This is a genomic window from Pseudomonas sp. zfem001, from assembly GCF_032621725.1.
Taxonomy (GTDB): Bacteria; Pseudomonadota; Gammaproteobacteria; order Pseudomonadales; family Pseudomonadaceae; genus Aquipseudomonas; species Aquipseudomonas sediminis.
Window position 1 is genome coordinate 349,262 of record NZ_JAVYJI010000006.1, and the last position, 18,949, is coordinate 368,210.

Annotated in this window: 19 protein-coding genes; 5 read left to right on the forward strand and 14 right to left on the reverse strand. The window is 63.1% G+C overall.

The features are described 5' to 3' along the window. Positions 1-12: 12 nt before the first annotated feature. Positions 13-1,449, reverse strand: coding sequence for a D-alanyl-D-alanine carboxypeptidase/D-alanyl-D-alanine-endopeptidase (dacB, locus tag RTH74_RS20140; RefSeq protein WP_316915827.1), 1,437 nt, complete (start codon positions 1,447-1,449; stop codon positions 13-15). A 247-nt stretch (positions 1,450-1,696) separates the two neighbouring features. On the opposite strand from dacB, the gene RTH74_RS20145 reads away from it, so the two are divergent. Next, a complete protein-coding gene (locus tag RTH74_RS20145; protein WP_045735171.1) occupies positions 1,697-2,038 on the forward strand; it encodes a YggL family protein in 342 nt (113 codons plus the stop codon). Positions 2,039-2,174: 136 nt separating this feature from the next. Here RTH74_RS20145 and RTH74_RS20150 read toward each other — a convergent pair whose 3' ends face one another. The 7 genes from RTH74_RS20150 to RTH74_RS20180 form a co-directional block, all read right to left on the reverse strand. Then, positions 2,175-5,126, reverse strand: a complete 2,952-nt coding sequence (locus RTH74_RS20150; RefSeq protein ID WP_316915828.1) for an HD domain-containing phosphohydrolase — start codon at positions 5,124-5,126, stop codon at positions 2,175-2,177. 70 nt (positions 5,127-5,196) lie between these two features. Then, complete coding sequence (locus tag RTH74_RS20155) at positions 5,197-6,261, reverse strand: FUSC family protein (RefSeq protein ID WP_316915829.1); 1,065 nt, start codon at positions 6,259-6,261, stop codon at positions 5,197-5,199. 12 nt (positions 6,262-6,273) lie between these two features. Next, positions 6,274-7,605 (reverse strand): deoxyguanosinetriphosphate triphosphohydrolase, encoded by a 1,332-nt coding sequence (locus RTH74_RS20160; RefSeq protein WP_316915830.1) that lies wholly within the window; start codon positions 7,603-7,605, stop codon positions 6,274-6,276. Between the two features lie 71 nt (positions 7,606-7,676). Beyond that, on the reverse strand, positions 7,677-8,840 hold the full coding sequence (locus RTH74_RS20165) for an EAL domain-containing protein (protein WP_316915831.1): 1,164 nt from the start codon (positions 8,838-8,840) through the stop codon (positions 7,677-7,679). A gap of 101 nt (positions 8,841-8,941) precedes the next feature. Beyond that, positions 8,942-9,241, reverse strand: a complete 300-nt coding sequence (locus RTH74_RS20170) for a hypothetical protein (RefSeq protein ID WP_143505289.1) — start codon at positions 9,239-9,241, stop codon at positions 8,942-8,944. Beyond that, positions 9,238-9,597, reverse strand: a complete 360-nt coding sequence (locus tag RTH74_RS20175) for a phage holin family protein (protein WP_316915832.1) — start codon at positions 9,595-9,597, stop codon at positions 9,238-9,240. The genes RTH74_RS20170 and RTH74_RS20175 overlap by 4 nt, the downstream gene beginning before the upstream one ends. A gap of 8 nt (positions 9,598-9,605) precedes the next feature. Continuing rightward, complete coding sequence (locus RTH74_RS20180) at positions 9,606-9,923, reverse strand: DUF883 family protein (RefSeq protein ID WP_099523377.1); 318 nt, start codon at positions 9,921-9,923, stop codon at positions 9,606-9,608. 371 nt (positions 9,924-10,294) lie between these two features. Here RTH74_RS20180 and RTH74_RS20185 point away from each other — a divergent pair, with 371 nt between their 5' ends. Continuing rightward, complete coding sequence (locus tag RTH74_RS20185; RefSeq protein WP_099523375.1) at positions 10,295-11,503, forward strand: ammonium transporter; 1,209 nt, start codon at positions 10,295-10,297, stop codon at positions 11,501-11,503. 85 nt (positions 11,504-11,588) lie between these two features. Here RTH74_RS20185 and RTH74_RS20190 read toward each other — a convergent pair whose 3' ends face one another. From RTH74_RS20190 to purM, 3 genes are read right to left on the reverse strand one after another with little or no spacing between them, the layout of a single operon-like run. Further along, positions 11,589-12,305: a DUF3108 domain-containing protein gene (locus tag RTH74_RS20190; protein ID WP_106735006.1), complete on the reverse strand. Its 717-nt coding sequence runs from the start codon at positions 12,303-12,305 to the stop codon at positions 11,589-11,591. Positions 12,306-12,313: 8 nt separating this feature from the next. Further along, the gene (purN, locus tag RTH74_RS20195) at positions 12,314-12,958 is read right to left on the reverse strand and encodes a phosphoribosylglycinamide formyltransferase (protein ID WP_106735007.1); all 645 of its coding nucleotides are present in this window, start codon (positions 12,956-12,958) and stop codon (positions 12,314-12,316) included. Next, positions 12,958-14,016 carry a phosphoribosylformylglycinamidine cyclo-ligase gene (purM, locus tag RTH74_RS20200; protein WP_099523368.1) on the reverse strand — a complete coding sequence of 353 codons (1,059 nt, stop codon included), beginning with the start codon at positions 14,014-14,016 and terminating at the stop codon, positions 12,958-12,960. Before purM ends, purN begins: the two co-directional genes overlap by 1 nt. A 247-nt stretch (positions 14,017-14,263) precedes the next feature. Here purM and RTH74_RS20205 point away from each other — a divergent pair, with 247 nt between their 5' ends. The 3 genes from RTH74_RS20205 to hda all read left to right on the forward strand — a co-directional run bounded on the left by RTH74_RS20205 (position 14,264) and on the right by hda (position 17,436). Beyond that, a complete protein-coding gene (locus RTH74_RS20205; protein WP_125835711.1) occupies positions 14,264-15,304 on the forward strand; it encodes a DUF2066 domain-containing protein in 1,041 nt (346 codons plus the stop codon). Between the two features lie 73 nt (positions 15,305-15,377). Next, complete coding sequence (locus tag RTH74_RS20210; RefSeq protein WP_099523363.1) at positions 15,378-16,463, forward strand: AI-2E family transporter; 1,086 nt, start codon at positions 15,378-15,380, stop codon at positions 16,461-16,463. Between the two features lie 268 nt (positions 16,464-16,731). Continuing rightward, complete coding sequence (hda, locus tag RTH74_RS20215) at positions 16,732-17,436, forward strand: DnaA regulatory inactivator Hda (RefSeq protein ID WP_099523360.1); 705 nt, start codon at positions 16,732-16,734, stop codon at positions 17,434-17,436. Positions 17,437-17,518: 82 nt separating this feature from the next. Here hda and RTH74_RS20220 read toward each other — a convergent pair whose 3' ends face one another. The 3 genes from RTH74_RS20220 to arsC are packed head-to-tail and all read right to left on the reverse strand — an operon-like array spanning position 17,519 to position 18,875. Beyond that, the gene (locus tag RTH74_RS20220; protein ID WP_179576967.1) at positions 17,519-17,926 is read right to left on the reverse strand and encodes a DUF2069 domain-containing protein; all 408 of its coding nucleotides are present in this window, start codon (positions 17,924-17,926) and stop codon (positions 17,519-17,521) included. Positions 17,927-17,928: 2 nt separating this feature from the next. After that, complete coding sequence (gene wrbA / locus RTH74_RS20225; RefSeq protein WP_179576966.1) at positions 17,929-18,525, reverse strand: NAD(P)H:quinone oxidoreductase; 597 nt, start codon at positions 18,523-18,525, stop codon at positions 17,929-17,931. Further along, positions 18,522-18,875, reverse strand: coding sequence for an arsenate reductase (glutaredoxin) (gene arsC, locus RTH74_RS20230; RefSeq protein ID WP_316915833.1), 354 nt, complete (start codon positions 18,873-18,875; stop codon positions 18,522-18,524). The genes wrbA and arsC overlap by 4 nt, the downstream gene beginning before the upstream one ends. Between the last annotated feature and the right edge of the window lie 74 nt (positions 18,876-18,949).

Genomic DNA, 18,949 nt, shown 5'->3' on the forward strand with positions numbered 1-18,949 from the left:
GCTACGTGATCGTCAGCGCTTGGGTTGGCTGTAGGTGTCGAGCAGTACCTGATCGAGAATCGAGGTGGCGCCCCAGGGTTTCGGGTCGTTGAGGATGGCGACCACGGCCCAGTCCTGGCCGTTGCTGTCGCGGCTGAAGCCTGCGATGGCGCGCACGTTATTCAGCGTGCCGGTCTTGATGTGTGCCTCACCCACGAGTGGCGTGCGCTGCAGGCGTCGACGCATGGTGCCGTCCATTGCCACCAGCGGCATCGAGCTGCGGAACTCGGCAGCGTAAGGGCTGCGCCAGGCCGCCTGGAGTATCAGCGCCATTTCCCGTGCGCTGATGCGCTCGGCGCGCGACAGGCCAGAGCCATTCTCCATCACCAGGTGCGGCGCCGTGATGCCCTTGCGTGCCAGCCAACCGCGGATGACGCGCTGCGCGGCCATGGAGTCATCCTTGTCTGCTTCGGTACGGAACTGTGCGCCGATACTGAGGAACAACTGCCGTGCCATGGTGTTGTTGCTGTACTTGTTGATGTCGCGGACGATCTCCACCACATCGGGCGAGAAGGCGCGTACCAGCATGCGGGCGTCTTCCGGGACGGTGCCCTGGCGGTCCTTGCCGAGGATCTTGCCGCCCAGCTCCTGCCAGATGCCGCGTACCGCGCCCGCTGCGTAGCTGGGGTGGTCGAGCAACGACAGGTAGGTCTGCGCATTGCAGCCTTCGGCCAACTGGCCACTGACGATCAGTGTGGTGCCGTCGAACTGATCCACTGCGTTGTAGCGAATGTCGGGCCAGGATGGGCACTTTGCGGCCTTGAGCAGGCGGACCTGGTTATCGATACGGATCGAGGCGATGGGCGGGTCCATGGCGATGCTCACCTTGCCGTCTTCGGCACGGGTGATGAAACGTTGCGCCTTGAGGTTGACCAGCAGCGAGTCGGGCTTCACCAGGAACGGCTTGTTGGCATCGCCACCATCGTCGTTGAATGCCGGCAATTGCGGGGCGACGAAGAAGCTGCGATCGAGTACCAGGTCGCCTTGAACCTGACGCACGCCGTTGATGCGCAAATCGCGCAGCAACAGCCAGAGCTTCTCCATGTTCAGTTTCGGGTCGCCGCCACCCTTGAGGTAGAGGTTGCCATGCAGCACGCCATCCTTCAGCGGGCCGTCGGCATAGAACTCGGTCTTCCACTGGTGGTTGGGCCCCAGCAATTCCAATGCTGCGTAAGTGGTCACCAGTTTCATGGTCGAGGCCGGGTTGACCGAAACATCGGCATTGAACTGCAGGCCGCCAGCCTGGCCGCCCAGAGGCACGGTCATCACCGACAGCGAGTTGTTGGAAATCTTGTTGGCCTTCAGGGCCTGCTCGACCTTGGCGGGGAGTGCGGCGCTGGCAGCGTGGCAGGACAGGGCGAGGGGGAGAAGCAGGGCGCTCAGCGCCAGTTGGCGAAACCGCTGGATCATCGACAAGAACCTTCCGCAGTCAGGCGGGAGTAACGAGGGAGACAGACAAACGACAGTCCGACTCGGGGAAAAGTTGCCGGCATTATGCAGCAAGAACCGGCTTGCAGTCGGCCTCGTCTATTTAAAAACAGTCACTGCAAACAGCTGGCGTTCAACATGTTCGAGGGGCTGCTGGGCGACACAAAGCAGGCGCTCTGCCTGCGAAACTGCTAGAGTGCCGCGCGTTATTACCTTTGAGGATTGTTTCATGGCGACCAACCGTTCCCGCCGTCTGCGCAAGAAGCTCTGTGTCGATGAATTCCAGGAGCTGGGCTTCGAGCTGACCCTGAACTTCAAGGCTGACCTGAGCGATCAGACCCTTGACGATTTCGTCGATCAGTTCCTCGATCAGGCCATCGCCGGCAATGGTCTGGATTACGTCGGTGGCGAAGACTTCGGCCTGGTCTGCCTGGCCAAGCGTGGCTCGGTCAACGAAGAGCAGCGCGCTGCCGTCGAGGCCTGGCTGAAAGGCCGTGACGAACTGGAGAAGTTCGAGCTCAGCCCGCTGCAGGACGTCTGGTACCCGGAAAACCCGATCAACCAGGCTTGATCGCTACTCGGCGCCGGGTTCCCAGGCGCCGCCTCAGCTTTTGGCTGATCCAGGCCACGGTCTGATACCTGACTGCAGGAGCGGCTCTGCTCTCGAGTCGAAGCGTTGACCAACGTTTCGCGAGCAGAGCTCGCTCCTACAGCACTCCTGCCTTTTCCAAGACCATCTGTTCGTCCACCTGATCGATCTGTTCGGGCTGCATGAAACGTTCGGCGTAGCGCCGATAAATGCCAGCGCGAATGAACAGCGCGAACAGCTGCGGGTCGATGTGCGCGCCCTTGCACATGCCGACCATGATGTTCAGCGCTTCCGACAGCGTCTTGCCTTTCTTGTAGGGGCGATCCACTGCCGTCAGTGCTTCGAAGATATCGGCGATTGCCATCATGCGTGCCGGCAGGCTCATTTGCTCGCGCGTCAGGCGTTTGGGATAGCCGCTGCCGTCCATCTTCTCGTGGTGCCCACCGGCAATCTCGGTGACGTTCTGCAGATGCTTGGGGAAGGGCAGGCGGTCGAGCATCAGGATGGTCTGCACGATGTGATGATTGATGATGTAGCGCTCCTCGGCCGTCAAGGTGCCGCGGGCGATGCTCAGGTTGTGCAGCTCGCCGCGGTTGAACTTGTATGGAGGCACTTCCAGCTTGAAACCCCAGGGATTGTCCGGTGCGATCACCTCCTGGCCAACGCGTTCGATCAGGTGCTCGGGGCGGTCGGCGAGCAGCGGTTCTTCCACCGGCAGGCTGGCGGATGTCGAGCGTTCCAGGCGTTTGGCTTCCTCCCAGGACACGCCCAGGCGATTGTCTAGGGTGCGTAGCCAGCGGCGTTCGGCGATCTGCTGCAGGCGCGCCTGGTCGGCATCGGCCATGGCCTCGCCGCCCTGGTTGATGCGGGCGATGAAGGCGAACTCGTCGTCCAGATCGCTCAGCAACTGGTCGCGCAGCCTAGCCAGCGCCGCCTCCTCGCCACCTTCGCTGCGGGCACGCCAATAGGCGATCCAGGCATCGCGCTTGAGCACCTCGAAACGCATGCGCACTTCGTGAATGCGGTCGTACAGGGTATCCAGTTTGGTCGCCTTGTCGACAACGTATTCCGGCGTGGTTACCTTGCCACAGTCATGCAGCCAGGCAGCGATATGCAGCGCCTCCCATTCTTCGTCGCTTGGGTTGTAATCACGAAACTCGGGGGCGTCGCTCTCGGCAGCGGCGCGCGCCAGCATCAGGGTGATTTCCGGTACGCGCTGACAGTGGCCGCCGGTATAGGGACTCTTGGCGTCGATAGCGCCGGCGATCAGCTGGATGAAGGCATCGAGCAACTGCTTCTGCCTGGCCAGCAGACGCTGGCTCTCGATGCATAGGGCTGCACTGCCTGAGACGGCATCGACGAAGGCGACACGATCCGGGCTGAGCATGCTCTCGCTGTTCTCGCCGGTGTCACGTTGCAGCAGCACCAGCACGCCGACGGTATCGCCCTGACGGTTGTGCAGGCCGGCTGCGATCAGGTGCAGGCGCGGGCTGTCCATGGCTGACAGCAGTCCCTGGAATTTCCCCGCCTGATCGAAACCAATGGAGGTAGCGACGCTGTTGCCACCGCTGGCCGGGCGTTGTAACCAGGTGGGCAGGGTCGGGTCGTCATGGGCCAGGCCGTGGATGCCCAGGTCGGTGAGGTTGCGGCTCTGACCGTCGATGATCAGCCCATGTGGCTCCAGGCGGCCGCTATCGTTGTCCAACAGATAGAGCAGGCCGCCCTGGGCCTCGCTAATGGAGACGGTGGCGTCCATCACGCGTTTGATCAGCGCTTCGAACTGAGTTTCCGCAGACAGGCTGGCGGCGATGTCGAGGAAGCTCGACAGGGTGTCCTTCATGCTGGTCATGGACACCGCCAACTGGTCGACCTCGAGAATCGGCGAGCGCCCGCTGGCCGGATAGGCGAAGTCGAAGCGGCGGATGGCCTGCGCCTCCTGCACCAGACTGCGCAGCGGTTTGACCACCAGGCGTGAGGTCAGCCAGCCGAGGGGCAGGCACAGCAACAAGGTGGTGAGGGTGATCAGGGCACCTTGCCAGCGGATGCGGTAGGCCTCGGCCAGCAGTTCCTGCTCGGGGACCAGCAGCGCCAGATGCAAACCTTGCGGGCCGCCTTCCTGAATGTGCCGATGGGCCATGGCCCAGCGTTGCTTGGCCAGCTCGATGACGCCTGCATCCTGCTCGTTCAACTGGCCGGCCAGCAGTTCACCCAGGGCAGGGTTGAGCTCGCTGACCTTGACCAGCGACACCTTGCCGTCGACCTCCTTGAGCAAGCGACTGCTCTCGGGGTAGGCCACGGCGTTGCCACCGCTGTCGGCAAGCACCACCTGGGTGTTGGGGGTGACGCGGTGGCTGGCCAGGGTGGCGGACAGGTCATCCAGGGTCAGGTCCGCGCCGATCACTGTGGTCAGGCCGCTGCGCCTGGCCAGGGTGGTGCCGATTTCCTGGGTGGAGAAGAACAGATAGGGTGCGGTGGTGATCTGCCCACCGTCGCCGCGGGCGCGCTTGAACCACTCGCGTTGCCTCGGATCATAGGGTTCGCTGAGGTTCTGCCGGCGGCTGAGCGGGTTCAATGAGCCGTCATAGAACAGGTAGTCGCTGTCGGTGCCGACGCTGCTGCGGTCGATGGCCCAGACTTGGTAGGCGGCTTTGTCCGGCGCGTCGAAGCGTTGCTTGAGCATGTCGCTGCGCAGCGGTCTGACCATGAAGAAATCACCATCTTCATAACCCAGGTAGATCGAGGCCAGCTTGGGGTTGTCGCGCAGGGCCTGAACGAACAGCGGCAGCATTTCCAGGCGTTCGTCGAGCGTATCGGCCTGGGTGGCTGGGTGCAGCGCCAGCAGGCTGAGCAGATGGCGTATCGGGCGATAGGTGCTATCCAGATCCTTCTGTACGTCGTACTGGATGCGCTCGAACAGGGTCGAACTGCTGGAGAAGATCAGTCGGCTGGTCTGTTGATAGTTGAATAGCCCCAGCACCACGCCGGTGAACAGCAGTAGCAAGGTGAACAGGACGCTGATGTGAACATGCAGGGGAAAACGGCGTTCGCGCGCAACCGCTGTATTGGGCATCGCACTTCACTCCTTGCTGGCGCTGCAGGCTCCAACAGCATAGTGAAGTGTGGGCGAATCTGCCTAAACGTTATAAAGGCTGTTGCGAACTCTCTTCGGTCTTGCCCGGTTTGTTCAGTTGCAGGCGCAGGCCATGCACCAGCAAGGCCATGGTCAGGGTCAGGGCGACGCCGATCAGTGCGTTGAGCAGGCGAACCTCGGCAAGGTGCCAGTCATGCGACAGGCTCTCGGCCAGGAGCACGAAGCAGAGGCTGGTCTGCAGCACGAACAGGCCATAGTGATTCGCCTGCAGTGCGCGGCTGAGAAACACCAGCGCCAGCAGGGTCATCACCATCATCGGTGGGCTCTGCAGGCTGTGGCCGAAGATGATCAGCAGGCCGGCGGCGGCGAGGCTGGCCAGGCTGGCCTGCAGGGCGCGCACCAGGCTGCCCTGGAATTCCAGTTGCAGCGTGCTGATGACGGTCAGGGTCAACCAATAGCCGCGCGACAGACCGGCCAGGTTGACGATCAGCCCCGAGGCGGCGAAAGCCAGCATGCACGCCAGGGCGTGCAGGCGCCACTGTTGGCGCGGCAGGCGTTGCGCGTGGCGCTTGAGCACCTTGAGAATGGCGAGAAAGCGCGGCATGTACGGCCACATGCGCAGACCATGCAGGCCGCGCAGGCCGAAGGCCAGCAGCATGACCCAAAGCCCGCCGAGGATGAACAGCGTGGCCACTGCGTAGGGGTTGTGCAGATTGCCGATGCCGAACTGTCCCTGGCCAAGGCACAGGCAGATGCTCAGGCCGATACCCAGCTTGCCGGCTTCGCTACCGAAGCGTTGCAGCCAGGCCAACAGCAGGCCGAACGCTGCAAAAATGCACAGGCTGAGCAGGGGGTGACTACCCGCCCAGAAGCCCAGGCCGGCGCTGCAGGCCCCCAGACCGGTGAGCAGTAGCATGCGCAGCATGCCGAAGCGGTGCAGCGGGTTGGCCTGAGCGGCCTGAAACGCGCCTGCCGATGCCCAGAGAAAACCACTGTGAGCAGTGAATAGGCCCAGCACCAGCGGCAAGGCGCAGCCCAGCACCGCGACCACGGCAGGGCCCCAGGCCGGCGGACCGGCATGCCAGGTGAAACTGTTGCGAATCAGGTTCTTCATGCGCTGTTTTCGTCAGATCGGGCTCGAACGGCCGGTCATCTCCCTTGCCATTTCCGTAGCGTAGCTGTCCGTCATGCCGGCGATGAAGTCGATCACCCGCATGAACGAGCGATACAGCGGCCAGCCGGGCTCAGGCGCGTAGTAGCTGAGTAGGTCGAGAATGCGCCGGTGTTTGAAAGACAGCGTACGGCCGCTGTGCTGCTCCAGTGCTGCACCGCAGAAGGCGTTGAGGAGGATTTCCAGCGTGGTGTAGGCGCCGATTTCATGCAACGTCTTGCGCTTGTCGTGGAAGATCTTCTCGCGCGCCAGGGATTTCGCGCTCTGCACACAGTGCTTGGCCGCGCCGTGCATGTGTTCGACCAGATCGCCCTGCAGGCCGCCGCCCAGCAGGGCGTGTTGTTGCTCGACAAAGGCGCCGGCCGCGGCGTTGGTCAGGTGTTCGATGGCCTTGCCGCGCAGGATCGCCAGCTTGCGCCGGCGCGAGTCCTTGGGGCCGAGCTGGCGATAGGTTTCCGGCAGATCATCGCCCACCAGGTCGAGTAGCAATGCCTCCACTTCGGTGTAGTCGAGCAGTTCCATCTCCACGCCGTCTTCCAGGTCGATCAGGCCGTAGCAGATGTCGTCTGCGGCCTCCATCAGGTAGACCAGCGGGTGGCGTGCCCAGCGCTGCGCCTCCAGTTGCGGCAGCTCGAGCTTGGCGGCAATCTGTTCGAGCAACGGCAGCTCGCTCTGGTAGCAGCCGAACTTGTGCTTCTTGTAGCCCTGAGCGTCGGCATGGCGAGCGGTCCAGGGGTATTTGAGGTAGGTGCCGAGGGTGGCGTAGGTCAGCCGTGTGCCGCCATCGAACTGGTGGTATTCCAGTTGGGTGAGCACGCGAAAGCCCTGGGCGTTACCTTCGAAATTGAGAAAGTCGCCGCGTTCGGCATCGCTCATCGCATCCAGCCAACCGCGCCCGGCGGCCTGCTGAAACCAGTGGCGAATGGCGTCCTCGCCGGAGTGGCCGAACGGCGGGTTGCCAATATCATGGGCCAGGCAGGCGGACTGCACGACCATGCCCAGATCGCTCGGTGTGCACCAGTTGGGCAGGTCGTCACGCAACATCTCACCGACACGCATGGCCAGTGAGCGACCGACGCAGCTGACTTCCAGCGAGTGGGTCAGGCGGGTGTGGATATGGTCGTTGCTCGAAACCGGATGCACCTGCGTCTTGCGTCCCAGGCGGCGAAATGCGCCGGAGAAGATGATGCGGTCATGATCCTTGTGGAAGGGACTGCGGCCTAGCTCTGCCGAGCTGGGCGCAGGTTTACCGAGACGTTCACGGGTGAGCAGGGTGTGCCAATCCAAGGCCTATCCTCGCCAGGTTGATCCGGGCCCCTAGCTTGGGTGTTCATGCCGCCGGCTGCAACCCCGGTTGGTTACAGGCCGGCGGCGTCGATATCCACCAGTAGCAGTCGGCGGCCGTTATCGATGAACTGGCCGGCGGTCAGGCAGTATTGGTTGGTGGTGGCGTCGCGGTAGGTGGTGGAGAGCGTCAGGCGCCGTTCTTCCCAGCCTTCGGCCAGCAGTTGATAGAAGTAGGGGCGCCATGACCAGTTGTGGCCGAGGTAGCGATCATCGGCCTGCCAAGCCGCTTGGCGCCATTCCAGGTTTGGCGTGAGCTGGGTGCCGTGGCGGTCGCACTGATAGATGCGCAACAGCCAGGGGTAGTTGTCCGGTGCTTTCAGGCTCGTTGTCGGGGCACCGCTTTCGGCCCAGAACCTCAGTTCGGACATCAGCTCGGCCAGTTGCTGGCGCAGGTTGACTAGGCGTGCGCGCTCGGCGAGTTTCTGTTGCACGTAGTTGTCACGCAGGCGCGCGAAGCGGCCGACGAAGGCATCGCTGGCGAATAGCTCCTCTTCCGGCTTGGCGAACAAGAACCCCTGCACATAGCGGGCGCCGCATTCGAGGGCAAAGTTCAGCTCGGCTTCGGTTTCCACGCCTTCGGCGATGATCCAGCAGCCGGTTTTTTCGGCCATTTGCGCCAGCGCCTTGACCACTTCACCGCTGGGGCCGCCACGCGCGGCTTCCTGAAACAGGCGCATGTCCAGCTTGAGGATGTCCGGTTGCAGCGCCAGCACGCGGTCGAGCTGTGAATAGCCGGCGCCGAAATCGTCGATGGCGATGCGTGCACCGGCGTCGCGGTAGCGCGACACCACGTCAGGCAGGCGCTGGCTGGCGCCGCCGAGTTCGGTGATCTCGAAAACGATGCGCGTCGGGTCGATGCCGCTGCGCTGTAATTGGATCAGGCTGGGCAGTGGCTGCGCTGGACGCAGGCGGCTGATCCAGCGTGGGGAAATGTTCAGGCTAAGGAACCAGTCCGCCGGGGCCTGATGGAAGCGGCGCAAGGCATCTTCGCGGACCTGTCGGTCAAGGCGGCGCAGGGCAGCGGGTGGGGTTTTCGGGTCGGCGAAAAGTGGCCCGGCCGAGCGAGCCTTGCCTTTGTCATCGCGCAGCCGAGCCAGCGCCTCGACACCGGCGATACGACCGGTGGCGGTGTCGATAAAGGGTTGGAAGACGGCAAAAGGCAGTCCGTCGATCACCTGGTTTGTCCTTAGCGCTGAGCGGTTGAGCCGCCTGATGGCGGTTGGGTTACTCAACCAAGCAAGATCGCGGCCAGGCCAGGTCTAGACCAATCAGTGTTTCAGTCGATGCCGCTTTGCCGGCGCCGAAGTAGTGGCGCAATGATCAATGCCAGGCGCAACCAGCGACGCCAGCCTCGTTTACCGCCGAGCAGTCCGGCCAGTGCCAATGCGCCGCCAGTGAGCAAAAAGGGTGCATTACCCTGGCGCAGGCGTTGGCCATACTCGCGTACCTGCTTGAGTGGCTGACTGATTTGCAGCACTTCATGGCGCAGTTCCTGGCGGTGCATCTCCAGGCGCATGCGCAGCACGGCTTTACGCAACTGACGGCGCGAGGCGCCTGGTGGCAAGTTGGACGTCATGGCAGCAGTTGCTCGCGGTCACGTTGCAGTTCTTCCAGGCTGGCGCTGAATGGTGTTTCGGCATTGCGCAGACTGATCAGCAGCCAGGTGGCACACCCTACCAGGCCAGAACCGTAGAACAGGCAAAGACCGGTGGCGACTGCCAGGCGGTGGCTGTCCCAATAGACGATCAGGAGCAGGGCAGACAGCCCGATCAGCAGGAGCAGGGCGAAGGCCAGGCACAGGCCGCCGAGAATCAGCGCGCGCATTGCCTGGTTGCGTTGGTCTTCGAGTTCATGGGCCAGCAGCGCCACATGGCCCTGGAGGAGGCCCAGCAGGGCCGCCCCCAGGCGCCTTGGCGATGGTCCATTGGACATTGGCGCTGTCAACGGCGGCTGATCAGCAGGCCGAGCACCAGGCCAATAGCGGCCGACAAACCCAGTGCCTGCCATGGGTGCTTGTGCACATAGTCTTCAGTGGCGTCGACGGCGATCTTGCCCTGCTCGCGCAGGCCAGACTCGGCTTTGTGCAGGGTGTCTCGGGCACGATCGAGGCTGCCACGAATGTCATCACGCAGGGCCTCGGCGTGTTCGCCGGCGAGACTGGCGGAATGTTGCAGGAGCTTCTCGGTATCGCTGACCAGAGCCTGGAATTCATCCAGCAGGGCGTCCTTGGTGCTTGGAGTAGCGGCTTTGCGGGGCATAGTGAGCAGTCCTCTGCGTTGGTATGTGCTACTTACGATTGCTCTGCAGCGTGAGGGTTCCGCAAGAATAGTCGGGAAGTGACCGGCCTGGCGTTTGGTATAGCGATTGCATTTTGCTGGTGCGCGAAGGTCGAGAAATGCCCTGTGATGGGGCTTTTTCGGGGCGGCTCAGGATGGTCCATTTCGCGCATAACCATTTGATTAACAAGAAATAAGCATCGATATGTCGATATTTGGTGGCGCTATTTTAGGGCCACTCGACGGCACTTTTCGAGGGCGCCCCACAGTGTCTGGCTGCATTGTGGTGCGCGTTTTCGGGTTTGTGCCTTTGTTTGGTGCCTTTTCTTCTGCCTCCGGAGTTTTCTTTCTCGATGGAAAACATCAACAGTGCCGTGGCCACGCTGATCCACGGCTCCAATACCCTGTTCATCCTGCTGGGTGCCATCATGGTCCTGGCCATGCATGCCGGCTTTGCCTTTCTCGAAGTGGGAACGGTACGGCAGAAAAACCAGGTCAACGCGTTATCGAAGATTCTCTCGGATTTCGCTATTTCCGCCTTGGCATATTTCTTCATCGGCTACTGGATCGCCTACGGCATCAATTTCTTCGAGCCGGCTGCGGTGCTGACGGAGAACCATGGCTACGGCCTGGTGAAGTTCTTCTTCCTGCTGACCTTCGCCGCGGCGATTCCGGCGATCATCTCCGGTGGTATTGCCGAACGTGCCAAGTTCGGCCCGCAGCTGTGCGCCACGGCATTGATCGTTGCCTTCGTCTACCCCTTCTTCGAAGGCATGATCTGGAACGGCAACTACGGCTTCCAGGCTTGGCTCGAGGCTCGCTTCGGTGCCGGCTTCCATGACTTCGCCGGTTCGGTGGTGGTGCATGCCATGGGCGGCTGGTTGGCCTTCGGTGCCGTGCTGCTGCTGGGGCGCCGCAACGGGCGTTATCGCGACGGCAAGCTGGTGGCGATGGCGCCCTCGAACATTCCGTTCCTGGCACTGGGCTCGTGGATCCTGATCATCGGTTGGTTCGGCTTCAACGTGATGAGCGCGCAGACGCTCGAAGGCGTCAGTGGCCTGGTGGCGGTCAACTCGCTGATGGCCATGGTTGGCGGTACCGTCGCCGCGCTGCTGGTAGGGCGCAACGACCCTGGCTTCCTGCATAACGGCCCGCTGGCGGGCCTGGTCGCGATTTGCGCCGGCTCGGACCTGATGCATCCGATCGGTGCTCTGGTCACTGGGGCGATTGCCGGTGCATTGTTCGTCTGGGCATTCACCGCGACGCAGGTGAAGTGGAAGATCGACGACGTACTCGGCGTCTGGCCACTGCATGGCCTGTGCGGTATCTGGGGCGGCATTGCCTGCGGCATCTTCGGTCTCGAGGCATTCGGCGGCCTGGGTGGCGTGAGCCTGGCCAGCCAGGTGATCGGCACTGCGTTGGGGGTGGTGGTCGCGCTGGTCGGCGGCTTCGTGGTGTATGGCCTGCTCAAGGCGTCGCTGGGTATTCGCCTGAGTCAGGAAGAGGAATACAACGGTGCTGACCTGTCGATTCACAAGATCGGTGCGGTGAGTCAGGACTGAGAGGCCAGGCCTGGCGTTGTTTGCCAGCGTTTACGGCGGGCAATAAAAAACCGGGCAATGGCCCGGTTTTTTATTCAGTTGTAGATCAGTCGCGACGACCTTCTACCGCCTTGCCGGCGACGGTGCCTTCCTTGAGCATGATCTGGTATTCCTTGCCGTCGGTTTCCACCTGATGCAGGCGCACCAACAGGTGGCCCCAGTCTTTGGCGAACCACAGCACGGTCTTGCGGGTGCTTTGTGTGGGGTCACGCACGCGCTCGACCTTGATTGCGTCGATCAGGCCCGCCTTGGTGCGTACCACTTCTTCGCCCAGCACGCGGAAGTCATAGGTTTCGATCTCGTCACCGTCGACCACCTGGTAGCTCACGCTCTTCTTGCCGGCCGCAACGTCCTCTTGCAGGGCAACCTGGTAGGTCGATTTGTCCAGCAGGCCACGGTTGAGCGGCAGTCGCACGGCATCGCCACGGTCGCTGCCGATGACTTGCTTCTGCTCCCAGTCGAAGTCCTGCTCGACCTTCTTGCCTTTGCCCAGGCCGCTGCGATTTAGGCGGTAGGTCAGTGGCAGCAGGGCACCGTTGTCGACGCGGAAGGTGCTTTCTTCGGTGAGGCCGGCGACCAGCATCGAGGCTTCGAAGTTGAGGGTCCAGCGGCCGTCGTCTTCACGTTTGAGGCTGCGCTCGGCGCTGCCACTGACCGGCAGCTGCTTCCAGTCCGCTGTGTAGCTGGCGGAGAAAGGCTGCAGGTCCTCGGCAAAGGCGGACAGGCTGAACAGTGTCAGGGCGAACAGCAGGGCACGACGCATAGAGTCTCCTAGGTTCGAATCAGGTGGCCGCTGGCGGGCAGCGGCTGGCCATCCAGCATTGCGCCTTGAGCGCCAAGACGCAAGCGGCCTTCGGCAAACCAGCGCACTGCCAGCGGATAGATCTGGTGTTCCTGCTGGTGCACGCGGCGAGCAAGGCTTTCGGCCGTGTCGTCTGCCTTGATCGGCAACACAGCTTGTACGACCAGAGGGCCACCATCGAGTTCCTCGGTCACGAAGTGCACGCTGCAGCCGTGTTCGCTGTCGCCGGCTTCCAGGGCGCGCTGATGGGTATGCAGCCCCTTGTGCTTGGGTAGCAGTGACGGATGGATATTCAGCAGGCGGCCTGCGTAGTGCTGAACGAAGCCCGGCGTGAGGATGCGCATGAAGCCAGCCAGCACCACCAGGTCAGGCTGGTGGGCATCGATGGTCTGGATCAGCGCTGCGTCGAAGGCGTCGCGGCCATCGAACTGCTTGTGGTCGAGCAGGCCGGTGGCGATCCCGGCCTGTTTCGCTCGCTCCAGGCCATAGGCATCGGCGCGGTTGCAGATAACCGCGGCGATGCGGGCCGGATTGCCGTCGTGGCCGACGCTGTCGATCAGCGCTTGCAGATTGCTGCCTGATCCGGAGATCAGGACGACGACATTGCAGGGCATCAGTGAGCTTTCAGGTTGTTCAACTGAACCTGGGCTGCGCCTTCTGCTGCGGCGGTGATCTGGCCGATGACCCAAGGTTGTTCGCCGCTGGCGCGCAGGCTGGCCAGGGCGGTTTCAACCTGGTCCTGAGCGACGCAGATGACCATGCCGACGCCGCAGTTGAGCACGCGGTGCATTTCATGTTCGTCGACGTTGCCTTGTTCCTGCAGCCAGTCGAACACGGCTGGGCGATTCCAGCTGGCCACGTCGATCACTGCCTGGGCGCCTTGCGGTAGCACGCGCGGAATGTTGTCCAGCAGGCCGCCGCCGGTGATGTGGGCCATGGCCTTGACCGCACCAGTGTCCTTGATCAGCTTGAGCAGCGGCTTGACGTAGATACGGGTCGGCGCCATCAGCAGATCGGCCAGAGCCTTGCCGTCCAGTTGCACCTGCTCGATGTCGGCGCCGGAAACTTCGATGATCTTGCGGATCAGCGAGTAGCCATTGGAGTGCGGGCCGGAGGAAGGCAGGGCGATCAGGGCGTCGCCGGTGACGACCTTGGAGCCGTCGATGATCTCGGCCTTTTCCACCACGCCGACGCAGAAACCGGCCAGGTCGTAGTCTTCGCCTTCGTACATGCCCGGCATTTCGGCGGTTTCACCACCGACCAGGGAGCAGCCAGCGAGTTCGCAACCAGCGCCGATACCGGTCACCACGGTGGCGGCGACGTCGACGTTGAGCTTGCCGGTGGCGTAGTAGTCGAGGAAGAACAGCGGCTCGGCGCCGCAGACCACCAGGTCGTTGACGCACATGGCGACCAGATCCTGGCCGATACTGTCGTGCTTGTTCAGGTTCAGTGCCAGGCGCAGCTTGGTGCCGACACCGTCGGTGCCGGACACCAGTACCGGTTGCTTGTAGCCGGCCGGGATCTCGCACAGGGCGCCGAAGCCGCCCAGGCCACCCATGACTTCCGGACGCGCAGTGCGCTTGGCGACGCCTTTGATGCGTTCGACCAGGGCTTCACCGGCATCGATGTCGACGCCTGCGTCCTTGTAGCTGATGGAGGGTTGCTTGCTCATAGATCCGGGCCTTTGGATGGGGAGTTCGTGTAGGCGCCGACGTGGCGCAGGCTCATCCAAGGAGCCCGGCGCGCGTACCGGCTGGCGAAGGCGCGCGATTTTATCAGGCTTGCCCGGTAGCGGCCACTCGTGTGCATGCGCTTCGTCGCAGGCACTGGCTCTGGTTGCCGGGGCTTGAGCGGCTGTTTAAGGTATAGGCCTTTGTGCCCGCCCGCCGTGCGGCCATCCCTTGCGAGAGTCCACCCCAATGCGTTTGCCCATCCGCCTGTTGTTCCTCTGTCTGTCGCTGCTGAGCCTGCCGGTATTGGCCGCGCCGGTTACCGGTCTGTACCAGGTGCGCGAGCCCGTGGCCGACCAACAGCCGGAAACTCGCGACGCTGCCATGCAGAAAGCCCTGCAGACGCTGGTGCTACGCCTGACCGGCGACGCCAAGGCGTTGCAAAGTGCCGGGCTGGAAGGGCTGCGCAAGGACCCGCAGCAGATCGTCAGCCAGTACGGTTATGAAGGTGACGCGTTGCTGGTCGAGTTCGATCCGGGCAGTACCGAGCGCCAGTTGCGTCAGGCCGGCCTGGCTCTGTGGGGTGCCAATCGCCCGGCCATCCTGACCTGGTGGCTCAACGAGTCGCCGGAAGGCAGCCAACTGGTTGGTGAAAGCCAGAGCGCATCGGCACTGCTACGCGATGCCGCGCAACATCGTGGCTTGCCACTGCGTTTGCCGCTGGCGGACCTGAGCGAGCAGGCGCTGGGTACTGCCGATGTGCTGTTGGCCAACGATCCACAAGCCCTGCGCGAGGCGTCCGAGCGCTACGGCGCCGATGCCTTGCTGGCCGTGCAGGCGACTGAAAGCGGCGGCAGCTGGCAGGCGACCTGGCGCCTGTGGCTGGGTGACGAGCGCGAGCAGGGCAAGGCAGAGGCCGCCGATCAGGCAGCGCTGGCGGATGCAGTGCTGTTGGCCGTGGCCGAGCGCCTGGCGCCACGTTTCCTGGTCAAGCCGGGTGCTGCACAAAGCCTGACTCTGGTGATAGAAGGTGCCGACCTGGGCCGTTTCGCGGCACTGGAGCGCTTGCTCGAACCCTTCGCCGCGCGTTTGCAGGAAATCGACGGCCAGCGCCTGGTTTATCAGGTCAGCGCCAGCCCGGAGCAGCTGCGCGCGCAACTGGCATTGGGGCAACTGCAGGAAGTCAGTGAGCCGCTCGATGCTGCTGAGCCAGTAGAGAACCCGGAGGCCGCTGCAACCGAGGCGCCGCAGGTGAAGCCGCGCACCGATCAATTGCGCTTTCGCTGGTAGAATCTGCGCCGGGTAGACCACAGCCCAGTTACGCGGCGCCTTCCTGGCGCCGTTTCGCATCGAGGACGCGAGCATGACCGATTCCACCCGTTGGCTATGGATGGCTGGGCTGTTTCTGCTCGGCTGGCTGCTGTACCTGTTGCACCCGATTCTTTCCCCGTTCCTGATCGGTATCCTGCTGGCCTACATGGGCGACCCGCTGGTCGACCGTCTCGAGCGGCATCGGCTGTCGCGCACGGGGGGCGTGGTGGTGGTATTCGCGCTGTTCGCTCTGGTATTGCTGATCCTGCTGCTGGTGCTGGTGCCCATGTTGGGACGGCAGCTGGTGCGTCTATATCAGCTGGCGCCGGAAATGCTCGATTGGTTGCAAGGCACGGCCTTGCCGTGGTCGCAGTCGCATCTGGGGCTGCAGGATGACCTGCTGCAGGTCGATCAACTCAAGCAGGTCTTTACCGACAACATTGGCAAGACCACCGATGTGCTCAAGGCGGTGCTGGCCCAGGCGACATCCTCGGGGTTGGCACTGCTGGCCTGGCTGGGCAACCTGATGCTGATTCCGGTGGTGAGCTTCTACCTGATGCGCGACTGGGATCTGCTGGTCGAGCGCGTGCGCCGCCTGCTGCCGCGCCAGCGCGAAGGATTGATCGTCAAGCTGACTGGCGAATGTCATGAAGTGCTGGGCGCCTTCCTGCGCGGCCAATTGCTGGTGATGCTGGCGCTGAGCGTCATCTATTCGGTTGGCCTGATGTCGGTGGGACTGGAGCTGGGGCTGTTGATCGGTGTGCTGGCGGGCCTGGCCAGTATCGTGCCGTACATGGGCTTTATCGTCGGTATCGGTGCGGCGCTGACCGCTGCGCTGTTCCAGTTCGGTCTCGAGCCCTATCCGCTGATCGGTATCGGCGTGGTGTTCATGATCGGCCAGTTGCTCGAGGGTATGGTCCTCACGCCCATGCTGGTGGGTGATCGCATCGGCCTGCACCCGGTCGCGGTGATCTTCGCCATCCTCGCGGGTGGCCAACTGTTTGGCTTTACCGGCGTGCTGCTGGCCTTGCCGGTTGCTGCCGTGATCATGGTTCTGCTGCGCCATGCCCATGATTTGTATAAACTTTCCGGCCTTTACGGAGAGTCCAATAGCGGTTCCGACGAGCCGACGAGGTAGGGTCTGTTCCCGTTTCGCCGCGGCCGCGCCGGGGCCAGTTTTTGCGCGGGGCAAGGCATGAGGAGAGAAATTTGGTTATTCCAAATGAACGACGAATAACGCAGCAGCGCGCAGAAACTGGCCCGGCCCTTCGGGTTGCGCGGCAAATGGCGCCATGCTGCGTTGTGGAGCTTGACAAGGGAGCGACCATTACCTGCGCTCCACGCCTGGCCTGGCGCCATTTGGCGCAGCAACGCGGCTCGCGCCGAAACGGGAACAGACCCTGAGCATGAAACCAATCCAGCTGCCTCTGGGGGTGCGTCTGCGTGATGACGCCACCTTCGCCAATTACTACCCCGGCGCCAATGCTGCGGCCCTGGGCTATGTCGAGCGCTTGTGCGAGGCCGACGCCGGCTGGACGGAAAGCCTGATCTACCTTTGGGGCGCCGAAGGCGTCGGGCGCAGCCACCTGCTGCAGGCGGCCTGCCTGCGTTTCGAACAGCGTGGCGAAGCGGTGGTGTATCTGCCGCTCAGCGAAGTGGTGCAGCATGGCCCGGAGTTGCTCGACAACCTTGAGCTGTGCGAGCTGGTCTGCCTCGATGATCTCGATGCTGTGGCCGGACGCAGCGACTGGGAAGAAGGGCTGTTCCACCTGTTCAACCGTCTGCGTGACAGCGGCAGGCGCTTGTTGCTGGCAGGCACCATGTCACCGCGCGAGTTGCCGATTCAACTGCCTGATCTGAAGTCGCGACTGACCCTTTCGCTGATCTTCCAGCTGCATGAACTGTCCGACGAGGACAAGCTGCGCGCTCTGCAACTGCGCGCCTCGCGCCGTGGCTTGCAGATGAGCGACGAGGTCGGTCGCTTCATCCTCACTCGGGGCGAGCGCAGCATGAGTGCGTTGTTCGAACTGCTGGAGCGCCTCGATCAGGCCTCGCTGCAGGCCCAACGCAAGCTGACCATTCCCTTCCTCAAGGAAACGCTGGGCTGGTAACTGCATCGGGAACTGAGGTTCAGGAGCGAGCTCTTGGTTGCACAAGAGCTTCGCGATCAGAGCTCGCTCCTACACAGGACGTTTATTCGCCTGCCAGCTTGCGGTCGTACTGAAAACGCCAGCGCGTGTAGAGCAGTGCGCAGCAGAACAGGCCGAAGCTGATCACGGCCTCCAGTGCGCCGAACAGTGCACGCGCCGGATCGATGGCGGCGAGCACGCCCTGGATGAAGTAGATGTTGACCACGAAGCAGGCCCAAGCATGAGCGCGGGCGTTGCCCAGCAACATGCCGGGGGCGAGCAGTGCAAGCGGCAGCAACTGGATCGCCAATACAACCCCGACCCGCGCACCATGCAGGTCAGCGAAGGCCAGATTCCACACCAGCAGCAGGGCCAGCAGGGCGATAAAGCTGAACAGGCTCAGCGCTCGGCTGAGTTTGACCCGTGGCTCCAGCCACTCGAGGCTGGGCAGGGGTTTCTTCGCTCGGGCCACGTTCAACGCTCCAGTTTGCTGGCGGTTTGCGCCAGGCGTTGACCCAGTGCACGGCACAGGGTGACTTCATGTTCGTCCAGCGCGCGTTTACCGTCGCCGCCCGCATGGTGGCTGGGGCCGTAGGGCGTGCCACCGCCACGGGTTTCAAGCAGTGCCGCTTCGCTGTAGGGCAGGCCGCAGAGCAGCATGCCGTGGTGCAGCAGTGGGATCATCATCGACAGCAGGGTGGTCTCCTGACCGCCATGCAGGCTGGCGGTGGAGGTGAACACGCCAGCCGGCTTGCCGACCAGTTCGCCGGTGAGCCACAGGTTGCTGGTGCCATCGATGAAGTACTTGAGTGGCGCCGCCATGTTGCCAAAACGGGTCGGGCTGCCCAAGGCCAGGCCCGAGCAGTTCTTCAGATCATCCAGAGTGGCGTACATAGCGCCGTCCTCCGGAACGCTCGGCGCAACGGCCTCGCATTCGCTGGATACCGCAGGCACCGTGCGCAGGCGCGCCTCCAGGCCAGCCATCTCGACGCCACGGGCAATCTGTTTGGCCATCTGCGCGGTGGCGCCATGGCGGCTGTAGTAGAGCACCAGGATGTAGGGCGCGCTCATGCCAGTAGCTCCAGTACTTTTTCCGGTGGTCGGCCGATCACGGCCTTGTCGCCAGCGATGAGGATCGGGCGCTCGATCAGCTTGGGATGCGTGACCATGGCCTCGATCAGTTGCGCCTCACTCAAGCTGGCATCGCTCAGGCCCTGCGTCTTGTATTCGTCCTCGCCGCTACGTAGCAGGTCGCGTGCGGAGATACCCAGCTTGCCGAGTAGGCTCTTGAGCTCGCTGGCGCTGGGTGGCGTTTCCAGATAGCGCACGACGTGCGGTTGCAGGCCGCGGGCTTGCAGCAGCTCCAGAGCACCGCGGGATTTTGAGCAGCGCGGGTTGTGGTAGAGGGTCAGGTCGGTCATGGTGGCTCGCATCCGGCTTGAAGTGGCGGCTATTCTAACCGCCTGATGCGCGGATGCACGCAAACCGCTGGGGC